Here is a 17,808-nt window from a genome sequence, read left to right as displayed (position 1 = left end):
GGCGCGGAGGTGGGGGTCTTTTTCCCCCGCGAGGGCGCCCCCCCCCCCGCCCCCCCCCCCCCCCCCCCCCCCGCTCCCACAGGCAATTGCCCCTCTCTGACAGGGTAAATCAACGCAGGTCGAGTACGTCCTGCATGTCGTACAGGCCAGGCGCGCGCCCGTCCAGCCACAGGGCGGCACGTACCGCACCCTTGGCAAAGGTCATGCGACTGGAGGCCTTGTGGGTGATCTCCAGACGCTCACCGTCAGCGGCGAACAGCACGGTGTGATCACCGACTACGTCACCAGCACGCACAGTGGCGAAGCCGATGGTCTGGCGATCACGGGCACCGGTCTGACCTTCGCGGCCATATACCGCCACTTCCTGCAGGTCACGCCCCAGGGCATTGGCAACGACTTCACCCATGCGCAGAGCTGTGCCCGACGGCGCATCGACCTTGTGCCGGTGGTGAGCCTCGATGATCTCGATATCGACATCATCACCCAGCACCCGCGCAGCCATGTCGAGCAGCTTCAGACTGAGGTTGACACCCACACTGAAGTTGGCGGCAAAGACGATCGGAATCTCTTTACCCGCTTCAGCCAGCAGCTGCTTCTCTTCGACACTGAAACCCGTGGTGCCAATGATCATGGCCTTGCCCGCCTTGCGACAGAACGCCAGGTTCTTCAGGGTCACCGAAGGGTGAGTGAAGTCGATCAGCACATCGAACTCTTCGGCAACTTTTGCCAGGTCATCGGACAGCAACACCCCGATTCGACCCAGCGCTGCCAGCTCGCCGGCATCAGCCCCGACCAGGGTACTGTCCGGACGATCAATCGCCGCCGTCAGCCCGGCACCCGGAGTTTGCTGCACCGCTTCGATCAGGGTTTTACCCATCCGCCCTGCCGCGCCCATCACCGCTATACGTCGCATGCCCTATTCCTTCTTACAAGTCGCCGAAGAAGCGCTTTACACCCTCGAACCAGCCATTGGCCTTGGGCGAGTGGGAACTGTCGCCTTCCAGCGAATCGCGCAGCTCTTCGAGCAGTTCGCGCTGGCGACGACTGAGATTGACCGGAGTCTCGACCGCGACACGACACATCAGGTCACCGGCACCACCACCGCGAACCGGCGCAACACCTTTACCGCGCAGACGGAACTGCTTGCCGGTCTGGGTGCCTTCCGGAATCTTCAGCTTGACCCGACCGTCAAGGGTCGGCACTTCAAGTTCGCCACCCAGGGCGGCATCGGTGTAGCTGATCGGCACTTCACAGTACAGGTGCTTGCCGTCACGCTGGAAGATCGCGTGCTCGCGCACATTGATCACGACGTACAGGTCACCGGTCGGACCGCCATGCGAACCCGCCTCGCCTTCGCCGGAAAGACGAATGCGATCGCCGGTATCGACACCAGCCGGCACCTTGACCGAGAGAGTCTTGTATTCCTCGACACGACCTTCGCCATGGCAGGAGCCGCACGGATCAGTAATGATCTTGCCCTGACCATGGCAGCGCGGGCAGGTCTGCTGGACCGAGAAGAAGCCCTGCTGCATCCGCACCTGACCAATACCACCACAGGTCGGGCAAGTCGAAGGCGACGAGCCCTTCTTGGCACCGGAACCGTCACACGGCTCGCAGTTGACCAGTGTCGGTACACGAATATTGACCGTGGTGCCACGCACCGCTTCTTCCAGGTTCAGCTCCAGGGTGTAGCGCAGGTCGCTGCCACGCTGGGCGCCACCACGCGAACCACCGCGGCCGCCACCGAAGAAGTCGCTGAACACGTCACCGAAAATATCGGAGAAGTTCGCGCCGCCAAAGCCTGCACCGCCGCCACCCATGCTCGGGTCGACGCCAGCATGACCGTACTGGTCATAGGCTGCGCGCTTGCTGGCATCGGAGAGCACCTCGTAAGCCTCGTTGGCTTCCTTGAATTTCTCTTCCGACTCTTTGTCATCAGGATTACGGTCCGGGTGATGCTTCATCGCCAGGCGGCGATAGGCCTTTTTCAGGTCCGCTTCACTGGAGCCGCGCTCAACTCCCAGAACTTCGTAATAATCACGCTTTGCCATAAGTCTTTTCACTCTTGAGGACGTTCGGCAAACCTCCGCGCATTCCGCGCTGTGCCGCCAGCATCCATCTCAATTGCCCTCAGCAGGCCTGACAGATGCTGTAAAAATTCGGGTATTCCAGACACGCCAACGCGGGAGCAAGCCCCCGCGCGGCGACATCCTACCAGCCAACCGCTAGCAAGCAGTCAACCGGCCGACAACCTGTAGCAATTACTTGTTGTCTTTGACTTCTTCGAACTCGGCATCGACGACGTCGTCGTGCTTAGGCTCTTCAGCCTGCTGCGCGCCAGCTTGTGGCTGTTCGGCCTGCTGCTCGGCGTACATCTTCTGAGCAACTGGAGCCGACACTTTCGACAGCTCTTCGACCTTGGTGTCGATGACAGCCTTGTCGTCGCCTTTGATAGCGGCTTCCAGGGCAACAACGGCAGTTTCGATCGCAGCCTTCTCTTCAGCAGTGGCCTTGTCACCTGCGTCAGCGACCATTTTGCGAGTCGAGTGAACCAGCGCATCACCCTGGTTACGGGCAGCTGCCAGCTCTTCGAACTTGCGGTCTTCTTCCGAGTTCGCTTCGGCGTCGCGGATCATCTGCTGAATTTCTTCATCAGACAGACCGGAGTTGGCCTTGATCACGATCGACTGAGTCTTGCCAGTAGCCTTGTCTTTGGCGCCTACGTGCAGAATGCCGTTGGCGTCGATGTCGAAGGTTACTTCGATCTGTGGCACGCCACGTGGTGCTGGTGGAATCTCGGCCAGGTCGAACTTGCCCAGGGACTTGTTCTGTGCGGCCTGCTTACGCTCACCTTGCAGCACGTGAATGATCACGGCGCTCTGGTTGTCATCGGCAGTCGAGAACACTTGCGACTTTTTGGTCGGGATAGTGGTGTTCTTCTCGATCAGCGCAGTCATCACGCCACCCATGGTTTCGATACCCAGGGTCAGCGGGCTGACGTCCAGCAGCAGTACGTCTTTGACGTCACCGGCCAGTACCGCGCCCTGGATCGCAGCCCCCATGGCAACAGCTTCGTCAGGGTTGACGTCTTTACGTGCTTCTTTACCGAAGAAGTCGGTTACCAACTTCTGTACCAGCGGCATACGCGTTTGACCACCGACCAGGATCACGTCGTTGATCGCGCCAACGTCGAGACCGGCGTCTTTCATTGCGATGCGGCAAGGCTCGATGGTGCGCTGAACCAGATCTTCAACCAGAGCTTCAAGCTTGGCGCGCGAAATCTTCACGTTCAAGTGCTTAGGACCGGTTGCGTCTGCAGTGATGTACGGCAGGTTGACGTCGGTCGACTGAGCGGAAGACAGCTCGATCTTGGCTTTTTCAGCAGCCTCTTTCAGACGCTGCATCGCCAGCGGGTCACCTTTGAGGTTCATGCCGCTTTCTTTCTTGAACTCGTCGACGAGGTAGTCGATCAGGCGAATGTCGAAGTCCTCACCACCGAGGAAAGTGTCACCGTTGGTGGCCAATACTTCGAACTGGTGCTCGCCATCAACTTCGGCAATTTCGATAACCGAAACGTCGAAGGTACCGCCGCCGAGGTCATAAACGATCACGGTGTGATCGCCTTTGGCCTTGTCCATACCGTAGGCCAGTGCCGCTGCGGTTGGTTCGTTGATGATACGTTTTACGTCCAGACCAGCGATGCGACCGGCATCCTTGGTGGCCTGACGCTGGCTGTCGTTGAAGTAGGCCGGAACGGTGATGACCGCTTCGGTTACTGGCTCGCCCAGGTAGTCTTCGGCGGTTTTCTTCATCTTTTTCAAGATTTCAGCCGAGATCTGTGGCGGTGCCATTTTCTGGCCGTTGACTTCAACCCAGGCGTCGTTGTTGTCAGCCTTGACGATTTTGTACGGAACCATCTGGATGTCTTTTTGCACGACATCTTCGTCGAAACGACGACCGATCAGACGCTTTACTGCGTACAGGGTGTTGTGCGGGTTGGTCACTGCCTGACGCTTGGCCGACTGGCCGACCAGGATCTCGCCATCGTTGGCGTACGCGATGATCGACGGCGTGGTACGCGCGCCTTCGGCGTTCTCGATAACCTTGACGTTACCGTTTTCCAGGATGGAGACGCAGGAGTTGGTGGTCCCCAGGTCGATACCGATGATTTTGCCCATGTTAACTCTCCCGAAACTTGAATTTGGTTGCCGCAGCAGTGGTGGCTAACTGCGGTAATACTTGAATGCTTGACACCTAGATGGGGGCGTCCGAAACGATTTCAAGCCTGCTCGTCAATCGACGGCGAAACCGCTGCAGGGGCCTTGCTGACCACGACCATGGCCGGACGCAGCAGGCGACCATTGAGCTGGTAGCCCTTCTGGAACACCTTGAGCACGCTGTTCGGCTCGACCTCGGCGCTTTCCTGCATGGCCATGGCCTGGTGCTGCTCGGCGTTGAACGGTTCGCCGTGCGGGTCAATCGCCTCAAGGTTGTAGCGCTTGAGGGTGTCGTGGAACATTTTCAGGGTCAGCTCGATACCTTCACGCATCGGGCGAATGCTCTCGTCGTCAGGACTGGACAGTTCCAGGCCGCGCTCGAGGCTGTCGATGACCGGCAGCAGGTCACCGGCGAATTTTTCCAGCGCAAACTTGTGCGCCTTCTCGACGTCCTGCTCGGCACGACGACGTACGTTCTGCAGGTCGGCAGTGGTGCGCAGGGATTGATCCTGGGCCGCCGCCAGCTGCTCTTCGAGCACCTGCACGCGGGCGCTCAGGTCTTGTGCGCCAGTTTCTTCGGCGTTCAGATTCTGTTCATCCAGCTGTTCGTCAGCCATAAAATCTCTCCTCTCGAATAGTTTCAGCGAGCTGAACTCGCGCTTCTGCCCGCTATATGGGGTCGTAAAACCCAGGTTCAAGGGGGACGACGCGCACTCGGCAGAATGATTCATAACCCATCGCAATCAGAACGGTCTTCTGATAACCAAATCGAACTAAGCGCAGCCATTGTCAGCGGATTTGAAAACACTGTATAAATAACCAGACTTAACGCCTGGGAGCCGCCCCAATGCTGGTGCACCTGTCCGTACACAACTATGCCATCGTCGAACACCTGGACCTCGAGCTTGCTCGCGGCATGAGTGTCATCACCGGTGAAACCGGGGCCGGCAAATCGATCATGCTCGACGCCCTGGGCCTGACCCTCGGTGATCGTGCCGACAGTGGCGTGGTACGCCCGGGCGCCGACAAGGCCGACATCCTTGCCACCTTCGACCTTGGAGATATCCCCGAGGCCCGCACCTGGCTGGCCGAACGCGACCTGGACAACGACGGCCCGTGCATCCTGCGCCGGGTGATCACCGCCGAAGGCCGCAGCCGCGGCTACATCAATGGCACGCCGTGCCCGCTCGGCGACCTCAAGGCCCTCGGCGAGCTGCTCATCGATATCCACAGCCAGCACGAGCATCAGTCGCTGCTGAAGTCCGACACTCACCGCCGTCTGCTCGACGAGTACGCCGGCGCTACCGACCTCGCCCGCCAGGTGCAGCTGGCTGCCCAGCGCTGGCGCCAGACCCGCCAGGAGTTGGAGCGCCTGTCCAACTCCGGCGACGAGCAGCGGGCACAGCATCAGTTGCTCAGCTACCAACTCGAAGAACTCGACAACCTCGGCCTGGGCGAGAACGAACTGGAGCAACTGGAGCAGGAACACAAGAACCTGACCAACGCCGAGGCACTGTTCGGTATTTGTCGTCAGGTGATCGACCACTGCAGTGAAAACGACTCAGGCAATGTACTCAATGCGTTGACCGCCAGCCTCAATCGCCTGACCGCCGTGCAGAATGCGCCCAAGGCGCTGGGCGAAGCCGCCACCATGATTGCCAGCGCACAGATCCAGGTGGAAGAAGCGGTCGGCGAACTGAACCGCTTTCTGGATAACTTCGACGCCGACCCTGCGCGCCTGCAGCAACTAGAAGAACGCCTCGACAGCATCTATACCCTCGCCCGCAAGCACCGAGTGCATCCAACCGAACTGGCCAGCCTGCAGCAGCGCCTGATGGAAGAGCTGGAAAACCTCAATGCCAATGACGAGTCGATTGAGCGTCTGGGCGAAGAACTGGCGGCCTATGCGCGTCATTACCAGGACAAGGCCGGTGAACTGAGCGCCTTGCGCGGCCAGGCGGCCAGCCAGCTGGCCGGCGCGGTAGAGCTGGAAATCCAGCGCCTGGGCATGCCCGGTGGACGCTTCAACATCGAATTGCGCAGCAATGGCAACGACGAGCTGTCGCCCCACGGCCTGGAACAGGTGGAACTGCTGGTCAGTGCCAACCCTGGCCAGCCACTGAAGGGCTTGGCGAAAGTCGCTTCCGGGGGCGAGCTGTCACGAATCAGCCTGGCGATCCAGGTCATCACCGCGCAAACCTCGCGCATCCCTACGCTGGTCTTCGACGAAGTCGATGTGGGGATCGGCGGCCCGACGGCGGAAATCGTCGGCCAGCTGTTACGACGCCTGGGTGAACGCGGCCAAGTGCTGACCGTCACCCACCTGCCGCAAGTGGCCGCCCAAGGCCATCATCATTTATTTGTACATAAAGTGCGCAACAGCGATGCCACCCACACGGCAGTCGCCAATCTGGGCAAGCGTGAACGGGTCGAGGAAGTGGCGCGGATGCTGGGCGGCATTGATCTGACCAAGGAATCCCTGGCCCACGCCCGCAAGATGGTAGTCACCAGCAAGGTCTGATGCCTTGCCCGGAAAACACAAAGGCGACCCTGAGGTCGCCTTCGATGCTGTGCAGCAAGAAGTGTTACTTACTTTTTCTTGCGCACGTACAGGACCAGATTATGGTCAACCAGTTCGAAACCATGTTCGGCAACGATTTCTTTCTGGCGCTTTTCGATTTCGCTATCGAAGAACTCGATAACCTCGCCAGATTCCACGTTGACCATATGGTCGTGGTGGCCGCCGTCGGCCAGCTCGAACACAGCGTGACCGCCGTCGAAGTTGTGGCGCACGACCAGGCCCGCGGCTTCGAACTGGGTCAGAACACGGTAGACCGTGGCCAGACCGACATCCTCGCCTGCCTCCATCAGCGCCTTGTAGACATCCTCAGCACTCATGTGACGCTGCTCGGTAGAGTCGAGCATCTGTAGAATTTTTACTCGAGGCAGTGTCACCTTGAGACCGGCTTTGCGCAGTTCGCTATTTTCAACCATGGTCAGCTTTCTCGCCGATGCTGCTTCGCAGCTTCTCTGAATACGGGTATGATCGGGGTTTACGTTGTCCAGCCAAGATAGTGGAAGTCGCCCACCGATGCAAAACACCAAGCTCTTGCTAACCAGCCTCACCTTTGTGGGACTGCTCGCACTCGCCGGTTGCTCGTTCCCCGGGGTTTACAAAATCGACATCCAGCAGGGCAATGTCGTCACGCAAGACATGATAGACCAATTACGCCCCGGAATGACCCGTCGGCAAGTAAGGTTTATCATGGGCAACCCGCTGATCCAGGATACCTTCCACACCAACCGGTGGGATTACCTGTACAGCCTGCAGCCTGGTGGCGGCCAACGCCAGCAGGAGCGCATGAGCATCTACTTCAACGAGAGCGACCAACTGGTCAACCTGTCCGGCGACTTCATGCCGGGCGTCAGCCGCGACCAGGAAATCCTTGGTGGCAGCGGCGATACCAGTGTCAGCCCGGCTCAGCCAGGCACCACCGAGCAGGTTGAGCAAGTCAAGGAAACCCCGGCCAAGCCAGGTTCCCTGGAAGAGAAGATCCAGCGCGAAGTCGACACCATCGAAACAATTCCGGTACCGACCCCCGCCCCACTGGAAACCTCGCCGCAGTAAGCACACTGCAGGCAAAGAAAAGCCCGGACATTCCGGGCTTTTTTGTGTCTGTTGTTTCAGCGCTTGGCTTTCTTGAAAACCCTTGCCACTTTGGCAGCGCGTTGCTTGCGTACTTCCTTGGGGTCGACCAGTAAAGGCCGGTATATCTCAATACGGTCACCCTCTTCGACTACCTGCTTAGCCGGCTCGCTGACGACTTTGCCGAAGATGCCCAGCGGGCACGCCTCTACATCAAGACCCGACACCTGCCCGACGATACCCGACAATCGCACCGCCTCACGCAGCGTCGTACCGGGCGCGACCTCCACCACCAGCAACCATTGCTGCTCGGCCGTGGCGTAAACCACTTCAACCTGCAAGTTGCTTGGCTCGCTGACAGAAAGCGTCGACCAGGGTATTGGCGGCCTGATTGAATAGTGGCCCGAGGGTCGCCCGCACCAACGGCCCGGCGTAGTCGAATGACAGGTCCAGGCTGATCTTGCAGGCCTTCTCACCCAACGGCTTGAAGATCCACAGGCCGTGCAACTGATTGAACGGCCCCTCCTCCAGATTCATCTCGATGGATTGCCCCGGCACCAATACGTTGCGAGTGACGAACTTCTGGCTCATACCACCTTTAGCCACTTCCAGGCTGGCTCGCATCAGCGTGTCACTGACCTCAAGCACCGTGCTGGACGAACACCAGGGCAGAAACTCCGGGTACCGTGCAACATCGTTGACCAGGTCGTACAACGCCTGGGCCGGATAGGGCAACAGGGCCGAACGTTGAATATGGGTAGTCATCCAGGCGTCACTTCCAAAGCTGAGCGGCAAACACAATCAGAATGCCGAGGGGCGCCACATAGCGCATCAAGAAGAAGGTCAGAGCAAACAGCAGCGGGCTACGCATCGCCAGTTCATCGCGCACCGCCTCTCGCCCCATGATCCAACCAGCGAATACTACAAAGCACAAACCGCCTAGCGGCAACATGATCCGCGAGGTGAAAAAGTCGATCACGCCAAAGAAGTCCAGCCCGCCGCTCGCACCCCACTGGTAGAGCTGAAAACCGCTGCCGTCGTTGACGAAAAAGCGCGCCTGCTGCCAGATGTTGAACGAAAACACCGTACCCAGGCCAACCAGCCAGCAACTGAACGCCAGCCAGGTAGTGATCCAGCCGCGTCGCACCCCCGTGCGTTCCACCAGGTAGGCGACCATGGGTTCGAGCAGGGAAATCGCCGAACTCCAGGCCGCCACCGCCACTAGAACAAAGAATACGACGCCCATCAATTGGCCAAAGGCCACATTACCGAACGCAAACGGCAAAGCGACAAACATCAGGCCCGGGCCCTCGCTAGGGTTCAAACCCGCCGCGAATACAATCGGAAACAGGGCCAGGCCGGCCAGCAGGGATACGAAGGTATCGAGCAGGGCAACGGCGACGATGGTACCGCCGATGGAGGCCCCTTTGGGCATGTAGGCGCCATAAATCAGCAGTGAGCCGACACCGACACTCAAAGAGAAGAAGGCATGCCCCATCGCCGGCAACAGCCCATCGAGCAGGCGCGAGGTGTCGAAGTCGAACATGAAATGCAGGCCCTGCATAAAGTGCCCGGTGGTCAGGCTGTAGCCCAGCAGGATCACCAGCAACAGGAACAGCAGCGGCATCATGATCCGCAGGCTCTTCTCCAGCCCCGCCACCACGCCGCGGGCAATCACCAGCGCCGACAGCAGCATGAACAGGGTATGCCATAGCATCAGGCGCCAAGGGTCGCTGATCACGCCATTGAAGTAACTGCCGACCTGATCCGCCGTCACCCCTTCGAAGTCGCCCCTGCCCATATTGATGATGTAGTCGAACGACCAGCCACCTACCACGCTATAGAAGGACAGGATCAACAGCGCGGTGATCATCCCGGCGAATGCCCACCAGGACCAGCGCGGCGAGTGCCCGGCCTCCAGCGCCAGGTCACGCAGGGCATTGGCCGGGCTTTGCCGGGTGCGTCGGCCGATCAGGGTCTCGGCCAGCATCACCGGAATACCGATCAAGGCAATGCAGGCCAGAAACACCAGGACAAAAGCACCGCCACCATAGACGCCGACCATGTAGGGGAATTTCCAGATACTCCCCAACCCCACCGCGGCACCGGTAGCCGCCAGCACAAACACCCAGCGACTGGCCCAGCCACCATGGACAGAAACCTTGTCCGTCGACATCAACACGCTCAACTGTGGAAAAAAAGAGCGCGCATTGTCCGGGATTCATCTCACAGGCTCAAGCGCACTGCTACCCCGTAGCCGACAGCGCAACGACTGCCTATAATGCCGCCCCTATGGCTAAACAAAAGAAACATCCGACAGGGACCATCGCGCAGAATAAAAAGGCGCGACACGATTACTTCATCGAGCACAAGTTCGAGGCCGGATTGGTCCTGTCCGGTTGGGAAGTAAAAAGTCTGCGTGCCGGCAAGGCGCATCTGACCGACAGTTACGTGGTGCTGAAAAATGGCGAGGCCTGGCTGATGGGCAGCCATATCACGCCACTGACGGCTGCCAGTACCCATGTCATTGCCGACCCGACACGTACCCGCAAACTGCTGCTCAATAAACGTGAGCTGGAGCGCCTGCATGCAGCCGTCCAGCAAAAGGGCTACACCTGCGTGGCCTTGTCGATCTATTGGAGCAAGCACCTGATCAAGTGCGAGATTGCACTGGGCAAGGGCAAGAAGGAATACGACAAGCGCGATACCCAGCGCGAGCGTGATTCCGATCGCGAACTGCAGCGTGCGGTGCGCAACAAGGGCAAGGAAGACTGATTCAAGTCTGAGGCGCCTTTATCGCGGGGCCTTGCCCCGCGATGGCTTCAACGCCCGCTACGCCGCTCCGCCCGCGCCGTTCGCTGCGCCTCCTGACGCACCTCGTCGAGTACTTCCTGCACATACAGAATGTGCCGGCTGGACACTTCGCGAGCTTCCTCCGCACGCCCTTCAACGATGGCCAGATACAGCTCACGATGCTGACTGATGAGCATGTCGCGGGTTTCGGCGCGCTGCTTGTACATGCCGCCGATGTTGGTCACCACGTTGCGCTTGAGCAAATCGAACAGACCGCGAATGGTGTGTAGCAACACAGCGTTGTGACTGGCTTCGGCAATTGCCAGGTGAAAGCGCGCATCGGCTGCCCCTTCTTCGGCACGATCCACTTCGGCGGAACGGCTGTAGCAATCCTGCAGGGCATCAAACGCTGCCTTGAGCCGCTGACGATCAGGTTCTGTTGCACGGATCGCCGCATAATAGGCACACGATGCCTCCAGGGTATGCCGGAACTCCAGCAGATCGCGCTGCGCCTCGGGGTTGCTTTCAAGCAGCTGCAACAAGGGATCGCTGAAGGTCGTACCCAGCGACTCGGCCACATAGTTACCGCCGCCCTGGCGACTGACCAGCAATCCCTTGGCCACCAATTTCTGGATCGCTTCGCGCAATGACGGTCGCGACACCCCGAACTGTTCGGCCAGCGCCCGCTCAGCAGGCAAGCGCTGACCGGCAGTCAGGGTGCCCTCAAGAATCATCCCCTCAAGCCTGTCGACGATATCGTCGGACAAACGGCGTTGGCGGACCTGATCAAAAACCATCACATGCTCTCCACAATCCCGAGTACGTTCGGGGCCGCCTATTCTGGCCTATCCGCACCCCGCCGACACCCATCAGATCGCAACTTTCCCTGCCGCTCAGGTCATTCCTTACGTCGACATCCGACGAAAGTTTTCTTGGGACAAATTGACACACCCACAGCGAGGCTTTTAACCTAGCGCCTCGACATTGTAAATTGGTCTTACCAATTATCCAATGCCAGTGCTGACCAACAACAATTAGGGGCCACCCCATATGCAAACCTGGCAACAGCTCTACAGTCCGCTTGGTAGTCTTGGCTTGTCCGCACTTGCGGCAGTCATCCCGATCGTATTCTTCTTCCTCGCTCTGGCGGTGTTCCGCCTCAAGGGTCACGTGGCCGGCAGCATCACCCTGGGCCTGTCGATCCTGGTGGCCATCTTTGCCTTCCAGATGCCCGCCGACATGGCGCTTGCCGCCGCCGGATACGGTTTTGCCTATGGCCTGTGGCCAATCGCCTGGATCATCGTTGCGGCGGTGTTCCTCTACAAACTGACGGTCAAGAGCGGCCAGTTCGAAGTGATCCGCAGCTCGGTGCTGTCGATTACCGATGACCAGCGCCTGCAAGTACTGTTGATCGGCTTCTGCTTCGGCGCCTTCCTCGAAGGTGCGGCAGGCTTCGGCGCCCCGGTGGCGATTACTGCCGCCCTGCTGGTAGGCCTGGGCTTCAACCCGTTGTATGCCGCCGGCCTGTGCCTGATCGCCAACACTGCCCCGGTGGCCTTCGGCGCCCTCGGCATCCCGATCATCGTCGCCGGTCAGGTGACCGGTATCGACGCCTTCAAGATCGGCGCCATGACCGGCCGCCAACTGCCGCTGCTGTCGCTGTTCGTGCCGTTCTGGCTGGTGTTCATGATGGACGGCCTGCGCGGCGTCAAAGAGACCTGGCCTGCAGCACTGGTGGCCGGCCTGAGCTTCGCGGTCACCCAGTACTTCACTTCGAACTTCATCGGCCCGGAACTGCCGGACATCACCTCGGCCCTGGCCAGCCTGGTTTCCCTGACCCTGTTCCTCAAGGTCTGGCAGCCCAAGCGTTCGTTCACCAGCGCTACCGGCAGCGTTGGCGCCGCCGTGGTCAATGGCGGTGGCAGCCAGCCTTCGCCGTACAGCTTCGGTGAAATTTTCAAGGCCTGGTCGCCGTTCCTGATCCTCACCGTGCTGGTCACCATCTGGACCCTCAAACCGTTCAAGGCGGCCTTCGCTGCCGGCGGCTCGATGTACAGCTGGGTATTCAACTTCGCCATCCCGCACCTTGATCAGTTGGTGATCAAGACCGCCCCGATCGTCGCCACCCCGACAGCGATTCCGGCCGTGTTCAAACTCGATCCGATTTCCGCCACCGGTACCGCGATCTTCTTCTCGGCGCTGATCTCCATGCTGGTCCTGAAGATCAACTTCAAAACTGGTCTGACCACTTTGAAAGAGACCTTCTTCGAACTGCGCTGGCCGATCCTGTCGATCGGTATGGTGCTGGCCTTCGCCTTCGTCACCAACTACTCGGGCATGTCTTCGACCATGGCCCTGGTACTGGCCGGCACCGGCGCGGCGTTCCCGTTCTTCTCGCCGTTCCTCGGCTGGCTGGGTGTGTTCCTGACCGGTTCCGACACATCGTCCAACGCCCTGTTCAGCTCGCTGCAGGCCACTACTGCACACCAGATCGGGGTCAACGACACCCTGCTGGTCGCGGCCAACACCAGCGGCGGCGTGACCGGCAAGATGATTTCGCCACAGTCGATCGCCGTCGCCTGCGCGGCCACCGGCCTGGTCGGCAAAGAATCGGACCTGTTCCGCTTCACCCTCAAACACAGCCTGTTCTTCGCCACCATCGTCGGCCTGATCACTTTGATCCAGGCCTATTGGCTGACCGGCATGCTGGTTCACTAAAGTGACAGAGGCCGGGCGCGCTACAGTGCGTCCGGCATCCGCTCCTTTCAAACGACGCAGCGAGACCACATGATCATTTCTGCCTCTACCGACTACCGCGCCGCAGCCCAACGCAAGCTGCCGCCGTTCCTGTTCCACTACGCCGACGGTGGCGCCTACGCCGAGTACACCCTGCGCCACAACGTCGAAGACCTGGCCAGCATTGCCCTGCGCCAGCGCGTGCTGAAAAACATGTCCGAGCTGAGCCTTGAGACCCAGCTATTCAACGAGACCCTGAGCATGCCGGTGGCCCTGGCGCCAGTCGGCCTGACCGGCATGTATGCCCGGCGCGGCGAGGTCCAGGCCGCTCGTGCGGCCGCCGCCAAAGGCATCCCCTTCACGATGTCGACGGTGTCGGTCTGCCCGATCGAAGAAGTTGCCCCGGCGATTGACCGCCCGATGTGGTTCCAGCTCTACGTCCTCAAGGACCGCGGCTTTATGCGCAACGCCCTGGAGCGCGCTAAAGCGGCTGGCGTCACCACCTTAGTGTTCACCGTCGACATGCCGGTACCGGGCGCCCGCTACCGCGATGCACACTCGGGCATGAGCGGCCCGAACGCGCCGCTGCGCCGGGTCTGGCAAGCCATGACCCATCCGCAGTGGGCCCTGGATGTCGGCCTGCTGGGTAAACCGCACGACCTGGGCAACATTTCCACCTACCGTGGCAGCCCTACCGGTCTTGCCGATTACATCGGCTGGCTGGGCGCCAACTTCGATCCGTCGATTTCCTGGAAAGACCTGGAGTGGATCCGTGAGTTCTGGGATGGCCCGATGGTGATCAAAGGCATCCTCGACCCGCAGGACGCCAAGGACGCGGTGAAATTCGGCGCTGACGGTATCGTCGTCTCCAACCACGGCGGCCGTCAGCTCGACGGCGTGCTGTCCAGCGCCCGCGCCCTGCCGGCAATTGCCGACGCGGTGAAGGGCGATCTGAAGATTCTTGCCGACTCCGGTATCCGCAGCGGCCTCGACGTGGTGCGCATGATTGCCCTCGGCGCCGACACCGTGCTGATTGGTCGTGCGTTCCTCTACGCACTCGCCACTGCAGGCGAAGCCGGCGTGAAGAATCTGCTGGAACTGTTCGAGAAAGAAATGCGCGTGGCCATGGTACTCACCGGTGCCAAGACCATCAGCGAGATCACCCGTGACTCGCTGGTACGCGAACTGGGCGCCTGATTGCCGCGCCCGCACCGATCACCGCCTGATTGACCGGGACACACGGCGCGCCAGACGCCGCGGTCCCGCGAGGAGTTTGCATGAGTCTGCCCGCCGCGTTCCTCGACACGGTTGAACACCTGATCCCCCGCGAACGGCGTTTCGACGATCCGCTCTCGACCCTGGCCTTCGGTACTGACGCCAGCTTCTATCGCCTGATTCCCAAACTGGTGATCCGCGTCGAGAGCGAAGATGAAGTCGCCACCCTGCTCAAGGCCGCGCACGCCCAGCAGGTTGCGATCACCTTCCGCGCTGCCGGCACCAGCCTGTCCGGCCAGGCCGTGAGCGACTCGGTACTGCTGGTGCTGGGCGATAACTGGAACGGTCGCGAGATCCGCGATGACGGCAAGCAAATTCGTCTGCAGCCGGGCGTCATCGGCGCCCAGGCCAATGCCTGGCTGACCCCGTTCGGGCGCAAGATCGGCCCGGACCCGGCCTCGATCAACGCCTGCAAAATCGGCGGCATCGTCGCCAACAACGCCAGCGGCATGTGCTGCGGTACCGCGCAGAATAGCTACCACACGCTAGCGGGCATGCGCATGCTGCTCGCCGACGGTACCTTGCTGGACAGCGAGATTCCCGAGAGCATTGCGCACTTGCGCGAAAGCCACGGTGCACTGCTCGAGCAACTTGGTGAACTGGGTCGGCAGACACGCGCCAATACCGAGCTGGCAGCAAAAATTCGTCACAAGTACCGCCTGAAAAACACCACCGGACTGTCCCTGAATGCGCTCGTTGATTACGACGATCCTCTGGATATCCTCACCCACCTGATGGTCGGCTCCGAAGGCACGCTCGGCTTCATCAGTGCGGTGACCTACAACACCGTACCGGACCACCCGCACAAAGCCAGCGCACTGATCGTCTTCCCGGATGTCGAGACCTGCTGCAACGCTGTGCCGGTGCTCAAGCAACAGCCGGTCTCTGCGGTTGAACTCCTCGACCGCCGCAGCCTGCGCTCGGTAGAGAACATGCAGGGCATGCCGGTGTGGGTGAAAAACCTGTCCTCGGGTGCCTGTGCGCTGCTCATCGAATCACGTGCGGCCACGCAATCGCTGCTGCACGAACAGCTGGCATACATCAGCGCCTCGATTGCCGGATTCCCGGTGGAGAAGCAGGTCGATTTCAGCGAAGACCCAGTGGTCTACAACCAGCTCTGGCGCATCCGCAAGGACACCTTCCCGGCCGTCGGCGCGGTGCGTGAAACCGGCACCACGGTAATCATCGAAGACGTCACCTTCCCCGTCGAGAAACTCGCCGAAGGCGTCAATCGCCTGATCGCCCTGTTCGACAAGCACGGCTACGACGAGGCGATCCTGTTCGGCCATGCCCTGGAAGGCAACCTGCATTTCGTCTTCACCCAGGGCTTCGACTCGCCGCAACAGGTCGCGCGCTACTCCGCCTTCATGGACGACGTTGCACAGCTTGTTGCCGTGGAGTACGGCGGTTCGCTCAAGGCCGAGCACGGCACTGGGCGCAACATGGCGCCCTTCGTCGAGCTGGAATGGGGCAGCGACGCCTACCAATTGATGTGGCAGCTCAAGCGTCTGCTGGATCCGAGCGGCATCCTCAATCCCGGGGTGGTGCTGACTGAGGATCCACAGCTGCACCTGAAGAACCTCAAACCCCTGCCGGCCGCCGACGAGATCGTCGACAAGTGCATCGAGTGCGGTTTCTGCGAGCCGGTCTGCCCTTCCAAGGGTCTGACCCTCAGCCCACGCCAGCGCATTGTCATGTGGCGCGATATCCAGGCGAAGAAACGCGCGGGCGAAGATACCCGTGAACTCGAACGCGACTATCAGTACCAGGGCATCGACACCTGCGCAGCGACCGGTCTGTGCGCCCAGCGCTGTCCGGTGGGAATCAACACTGGCGAGCTGGTGAAGAAACTGCGTGGTCAGGCTGCCGACCATGTGAAAACCGCCGATTGGCTGGCGGAACATTTCCACACCGCACTCAGTGGCGCGCGCCTGACCTTGCAGGCCGCCAACGGTGCGCGCAAGTTGCTCGGCGCACCGCGCCTGAGCCGTATGAGCGCCAGCCTCAGCAAGCTCAGCCACGGCCGTGTGCCGCAATGGACAGCGGCCATGCCGCAGCCGCTGAAAGCCATCCAGCTGCCTGCTGCCAGTAACGATGCACGACCCCGAGTGGTGTACCTCGCAGCTTGCGTCTCACGGGTAATGGGTCCGGCGGCTGCCGACCACGAACAGACCTCGTTGCTGGACAAAACCCGTGACCTGCTGGAAAAGGCCGGCTACCAGGTTGTATTCCCGGACAACGCCGACAGCCTGTGCTGTGGCCAGCCATTTGCGTCCAAAGGCTACGCCGAGCAGGCCGAGCACAAGCGCCAGGAACTGATCAACGCCTTGCTCCTGGCCAGCCGTGGCGGGCTTGATCCGATCTACTGCGACACCAGCCCCTGCACTTTGCGTCTGGTTCAGGACCTGGCCGAAACACGCCTGGACCTTTACGACCCGGTGCGCTTCATCCGCAGCCACTTGCTCGACAAACTGGAGTTCACCCCTCAGGACGAGCCGATTGCAGTACACGTGACCTGCAGCACCCAGCACCTGGGTGAAAGCCAGGCATTGATCGACCTGGCGCGACGCTGCAGCAAGCAGGTAGTGATTCCTGAAGGTATTCACTGCTGTGGCTTTGCCGGCGACAAGGGCTTCACCACGCCGGAACTCAACGCCCATTCGCTGCGCAGCCTCAAGGACGCGGTGCAGTATTGCAGTGAGGGGATATCCACCAGCCGCACCTGCGAGATTGGCCTGTCGAACCATGGCGGCATCGATTATCACGGGCTGGTCTATCTGGTGGATCGCGTGACCCGCGCCCGGGCTATCTGACGTATCACCTGTAGGAGCGGATTCACCGGGACGCCGGACCGCCGCGATGGACTGCAGCGCAGTCCCGATTTTTTGGGGCCGTGTTGCGACCCATCGCGGATAAATCCGCTTGTGTCTTGAGGTAGGAATAGAATCTGAGGTGAGAGCGGTGAATGGCAAGTTGCTAATCCGGGGTGCCTAGAGCACGTGTAGGAGCACAAACTGCCATTCACCGTTCCACTTTGGCGAGAGCCCGAACAGTTGGATGAGGGCCAAATCTCGAATCACAAGCGTGGGCCAAGCCAAAGTTCTCTCACTCGTTGAGTCTAAGAGGTTTTGGCCATGTCTT

At 60.5% G+C, this 17,808-nt stretch carries 15 protein-coding genes; 6 read left to right on the top strand and 9 right to left on the bottom strand.

Going from position 1 to position 17,808, the window contains the following annotated elements; genetic code table 11:
- Positions 1–109 precede the first annotated feature (109 nt).
- The 4 genes from dapB to grpE form a co-directional block, all read right to left on the bottom strand.
- Positions 110–913: a 4-hydroxy-tetrahydrodipicolinate reductase gene (gene dapB / locus ACO6VD_RS25445; RefSeq protein ID WP_422422670.1), complete on the bottom strand. Its 804-nt coding sequence runs from the start codon at positions 911–913 to the stop codon at positions 110–112.
- 13 nt (positions 914–926) lie between these two features.
- On the bottom strand, positions 927–2,051 hold the full coding sequence (gene dnaJ, locus ACO6VD_RS25440) for a molecular chaperone DnaJ (protein WP_400170295.1): 1,125 nt from the start codon (positions 2,049–2,051) through the stop codon (positions 927–929).
- A 210-nt stretch (positions 2,052–2,261) separates the two neighbouring features.
- Positions 2,262–4,178: a molecular chaperone DnaK gene (gene dnaK / locus ACO6VD_RS25435; RefSeq protein ID WP_422422669.1), complete on the bottom strand. Its 1,917-nt coding sequence runs from the start codon at positions 4,176–4,178 to the stop codon at positions 2,262–2,264.
- 101 nt (positions 4,179–4,279) lie between these two features.
- Positions 4,280–4,834 (bottom strand): nucleotide exchange factor GrpE, encoded by a 555-nt coding sequence (grpE, locus tag ACO6VD_RS25430; RefSeq protein ID WP_400170297.1) that lies wholly within the window; start codon positions 4,832–4,834, stop codon positions 4,280–4,282.
- 230 nt (positions 4,835–5,064) lie between these two features.
- Here grpE and recN point away from each other — a divergent pair, with 230 nt between their 5' ends.
- Positions 5,065–6,738 carry a DNA repair protein RecN gene (gene recN, locus ACO6VD_RS25425; RefSeq protein ID WP_422422668.1) on the top strand — a complete coding sequence of 558 codons (1,674 nt, stop codon included), beginning with the start codon at positions 5,065–5,067 and terminating at the stop codon, positions 6,736–6,738.
- 68 nt (positions 6,739–6,806) lie between these two features.
- Here recN and fur read toward each other — a convergent pair whose 3' ends face one another.
- Positions 6,807–7,211, bottom strand: coding sequence for a ferric iron uptake transcriptional regulator (gene fur, locus ACO6VD_RS25420; RefSeq protein WP_028944541.1), 405 nt, complete (start codon positions 7,209–7,211; stop codon positions 6,807–6,809).
- A gap of 97 nt (positions 7,212–7,308) precedes the next feature.
- On the opposite strand from fur, the gene ACO6VD_RS25415 reads away from it, so the two are divergent.
- Entirely contained in the window at positions 7,309–7,845 is a 537-nt protein-coding gene (locus tag ACO6VD_RS25415) for an outer membrane protein assembly factor BamE (RefSeq protein WP_422422667.1), read from the top strand.
- Between the two features lie 56 nt (positions 7,846–7,901).
- On the opposite strand, the gene ACO6VD_RS25410 is transcribed toward ACO6VD_RS25415, so the two are convergent.
- The 3 genes from ACO6VD_RS25410 to ACO6VD_RS25400 are packed head-to-tail and all read right to left on the bottom strand — an operon-like array spanning position 7,902 to position 10,039.
- Positions 7,902–8,204: an RnfH family protein gene (locus tag ACO6VD_RS25410; protein ID WP_422422666.1), complete on the bottom strand. Its 303-nt coding sequence runs from the start codon at positions 8,202–8,204 to the stop codon at positions 7,902–7,904.
- The gene (locus ACO6VD_RS25405; protein WP_400170301.1) at positions 8,194–8,628 is read right to left on the bottom strand and encodes a type II toxin-antitoxin system RatA family toxin; all 435 of its coding nucleotides are present in this window, start codon (positions 8,626–8,628) and stop codon (positions 8,194–8,196) included. The genes ACO6VD_RS25410 and ACO6VD_RS25405 overlap by 11 nt, the downstream gene beginning before the upstream one ends.
- A gap of 7 nt (positions 8,629–8,635) precedes the next feature.
- On the bottom strand, positions 8,636–10,039 hold the full coding sequence (locus ACO6VD_RS25400; protein ID WP_422422665.1) for a sodium-dependent transporter: 1,404 nt from the start codon (positions 10,037–10,039) through the stop codon (positions 8,636–8,638).
- Positions 10,040–10,155: 116 nt separating this feature from the next.
- Here ACO6VD_RS25400 and smpB point away from each other — a divergent pair, with 116 nt between their 5' ends.
- A complete protein-coding gene (gene smpB / locus ACO6VD_RS25395; RefSeq protein ID WP_400170303.1) occupies positions 10,156–10,638 on the top strand; it encodes an SsrA-binding protein SmpB in 483 nt (160 codons plus the stop codon).
- Between the two features lie 47 nt (positions 10,639–10,685).
- On the opposite strand, the gene ACO6VD_RS25390 is transcribed toward smpB, so the two are convergent.
- Positions 10,686–11,453, bottom strand: coding sequence for a GntR family transcriptional regulator (locus ACO6VD_RS25390; RefSeq protein WP_422422664.1), 768 nt, complete (start codon positions 11,451–11,453; stop codon positions 10,686–10,688).
- A 253-nt stretch (positions 11,454–11,706) separates the two neighbouring features.
- Here ACO6VD_RS25390 and ACO6VD_RS25385 point away from each other — a divergent pair, with 253 nt between their 5' ends.
- The 3 genes from ACO6VD_RS25385 to ACO6VD_RS25375 all read left to right on the top strand — a co-directional run bounded on the left by ACO6VD_RS25385 (position 11,707) and on the right by ACO6VD_RS25375 (position 17,480).
- Complete coding sequence (locus tag ACO6VD_RS25385; RefSeq protein WP_400170305.1) at positions 11,707–13,374, top strand: lactate permease LctP family transporter; 1,668 nt, start codon at positions 11,707–11,709, stop codon at positions 13,372–13,374.
- Positions 13,375–13,443: 69 nt separating this feature from the next.
- Positions 13,444–14,589 carry an FMN-dependent L-lactate dehydrogenase LldD gene (lldD, locus tag ACO6VD_RS25380; RefSeq protein ID WP_045182724.1) on the top strand — a complete coding sequence of 382 codons (1,146 nt, stop codon included), beginning with the start codon at positions 13,444–13,446 and terminating at the stop codon, positions 14,587–14,589.
- 80 nt (positions 14,590–14,669) lie between these two features.
- Positions 14,670–17,480: an FAD-binding and (Fe-S)-binding domain-containing protein gene (locus ACO6VD_RS25375; protein WP_422422663.1), complete on the top strand. Its 2,811-nt coding sequence runs from the start codon at positions 14,670–14,672 to the stop codon at positions 17,478–17,480.
- The last annotated feature ends 328 nt before the right edge of the window (positions 17,481–17,808 follow it).

Origin of the sequence: Pseudomonas sp. GZD-222 (assembly GCF_049310525.1) — a bacterium.
Classification (GTDB): domain Bacteria; phylum Pseudomonadota; class Gammaproteobacteria; order Pseudomonadales; family Pseudomonadaceae; genus Aquipseudomonas.
Note: the sequence above shows the minus strand (reverse complement) of the source record. Positions and strands in the feature narration are given on the sequence as shown.

Bases quoted from the DNA above. Each gene is read 5' to 3' on its own strand.
- dapB (WP_422422670.1), bottom strand. From the start codon at position 913: ATGCGACGTATAGCGGTGATGGGCGCGGCAGGGCGGATGGGTAAAACC.
- dnaJ (WP_400170295.1), bottom strand. From the start codon at position 2,051: ATGGCAAAGCGTGATTATTACGAAGTTCTGGGAGTTGAGCGCGGCTCC.
- dnaK (WP_422422669.1), bottom strand. From the start codon at position 4,178: ATGGGCAAAATCATCGGTATCGACCTGGGGACCACCAACTCCTGCGTC.
- grpE (WP_400170297.1), bottom strand. From the start codon at position 4,834: ATGGCTGACGAACAGCTGGATGAACAGAATCTGAACGCCGAAGAAACT.
- recN (WP_422422668.1), top strand. From the start codon at position 5,065: ATGCTGGTGCACCTGTCCGTACACAACTATGCCATCGTCGAACACCTG.
- fur (WP_028944541.1), bottom strand. From the start codon at position 7,211: ATGGTTGAAAATAGCGAACTGCGCAAAGCCGGTCTCAAGGTGACACTG.
- ACO6VD_RS25415 (WP_422422667.1), top strand. From the start codon at position 7,309: ATGCAAAACACCAAGCTCTTGCTAACCAGCCTCACCTTTGTGGGACTG.
- ACO6VD_RS25405 (WP_400170301.1), bottom strand. From the start codon at position 8,628: ATGACTACCCATATTCAACGTTCGGCCCTGTTGCCCTATCCGGCCCAG.
- ACO6VD_RS25400 (WP_422422665.1), bottom strand. From the start codon at position 10,039: ATGTCGACGGACAAGGTTTCTGTCCATGGTGGCTGGGCCAGTCGCTGG.
- smpB (WP_400170303.1), top strand. From the start codon at position 10,156: ATGGCTAAACAAAAGAAACATCCGACAGGGACCATCGCGCAGAATAAA.
- ACO6VD_RS25390 (WP_422422664.1), bottom strand. From the start codon at position 11,453: ATGGTTTTTGATCAGGTCCGCCAACGCCGTTTGTCCGACGATATCGTC.
- ACO6VD_RS25385 (WP_400170305.1), top strand. From the start codon at position 11,707: ATGCAAACCTGGCAACAGCTCTACAGTCCGCTTGGTAGTCTTGGCTTG.
- lldD (WP_045182724.1), top strand. From the start codon at position 13,444: ATGATCATTTCTGCCTCTACCGACTACCGCGCCGCAGCCCAACGCAAG.
- ACO6VD_RS25375 (WP_422422663.1), top strand. From the start codon at position 14,670: ATGAGTCTGCCCGCCGCGTTCCTCGACACGGTTGAACACCTGATCCCC.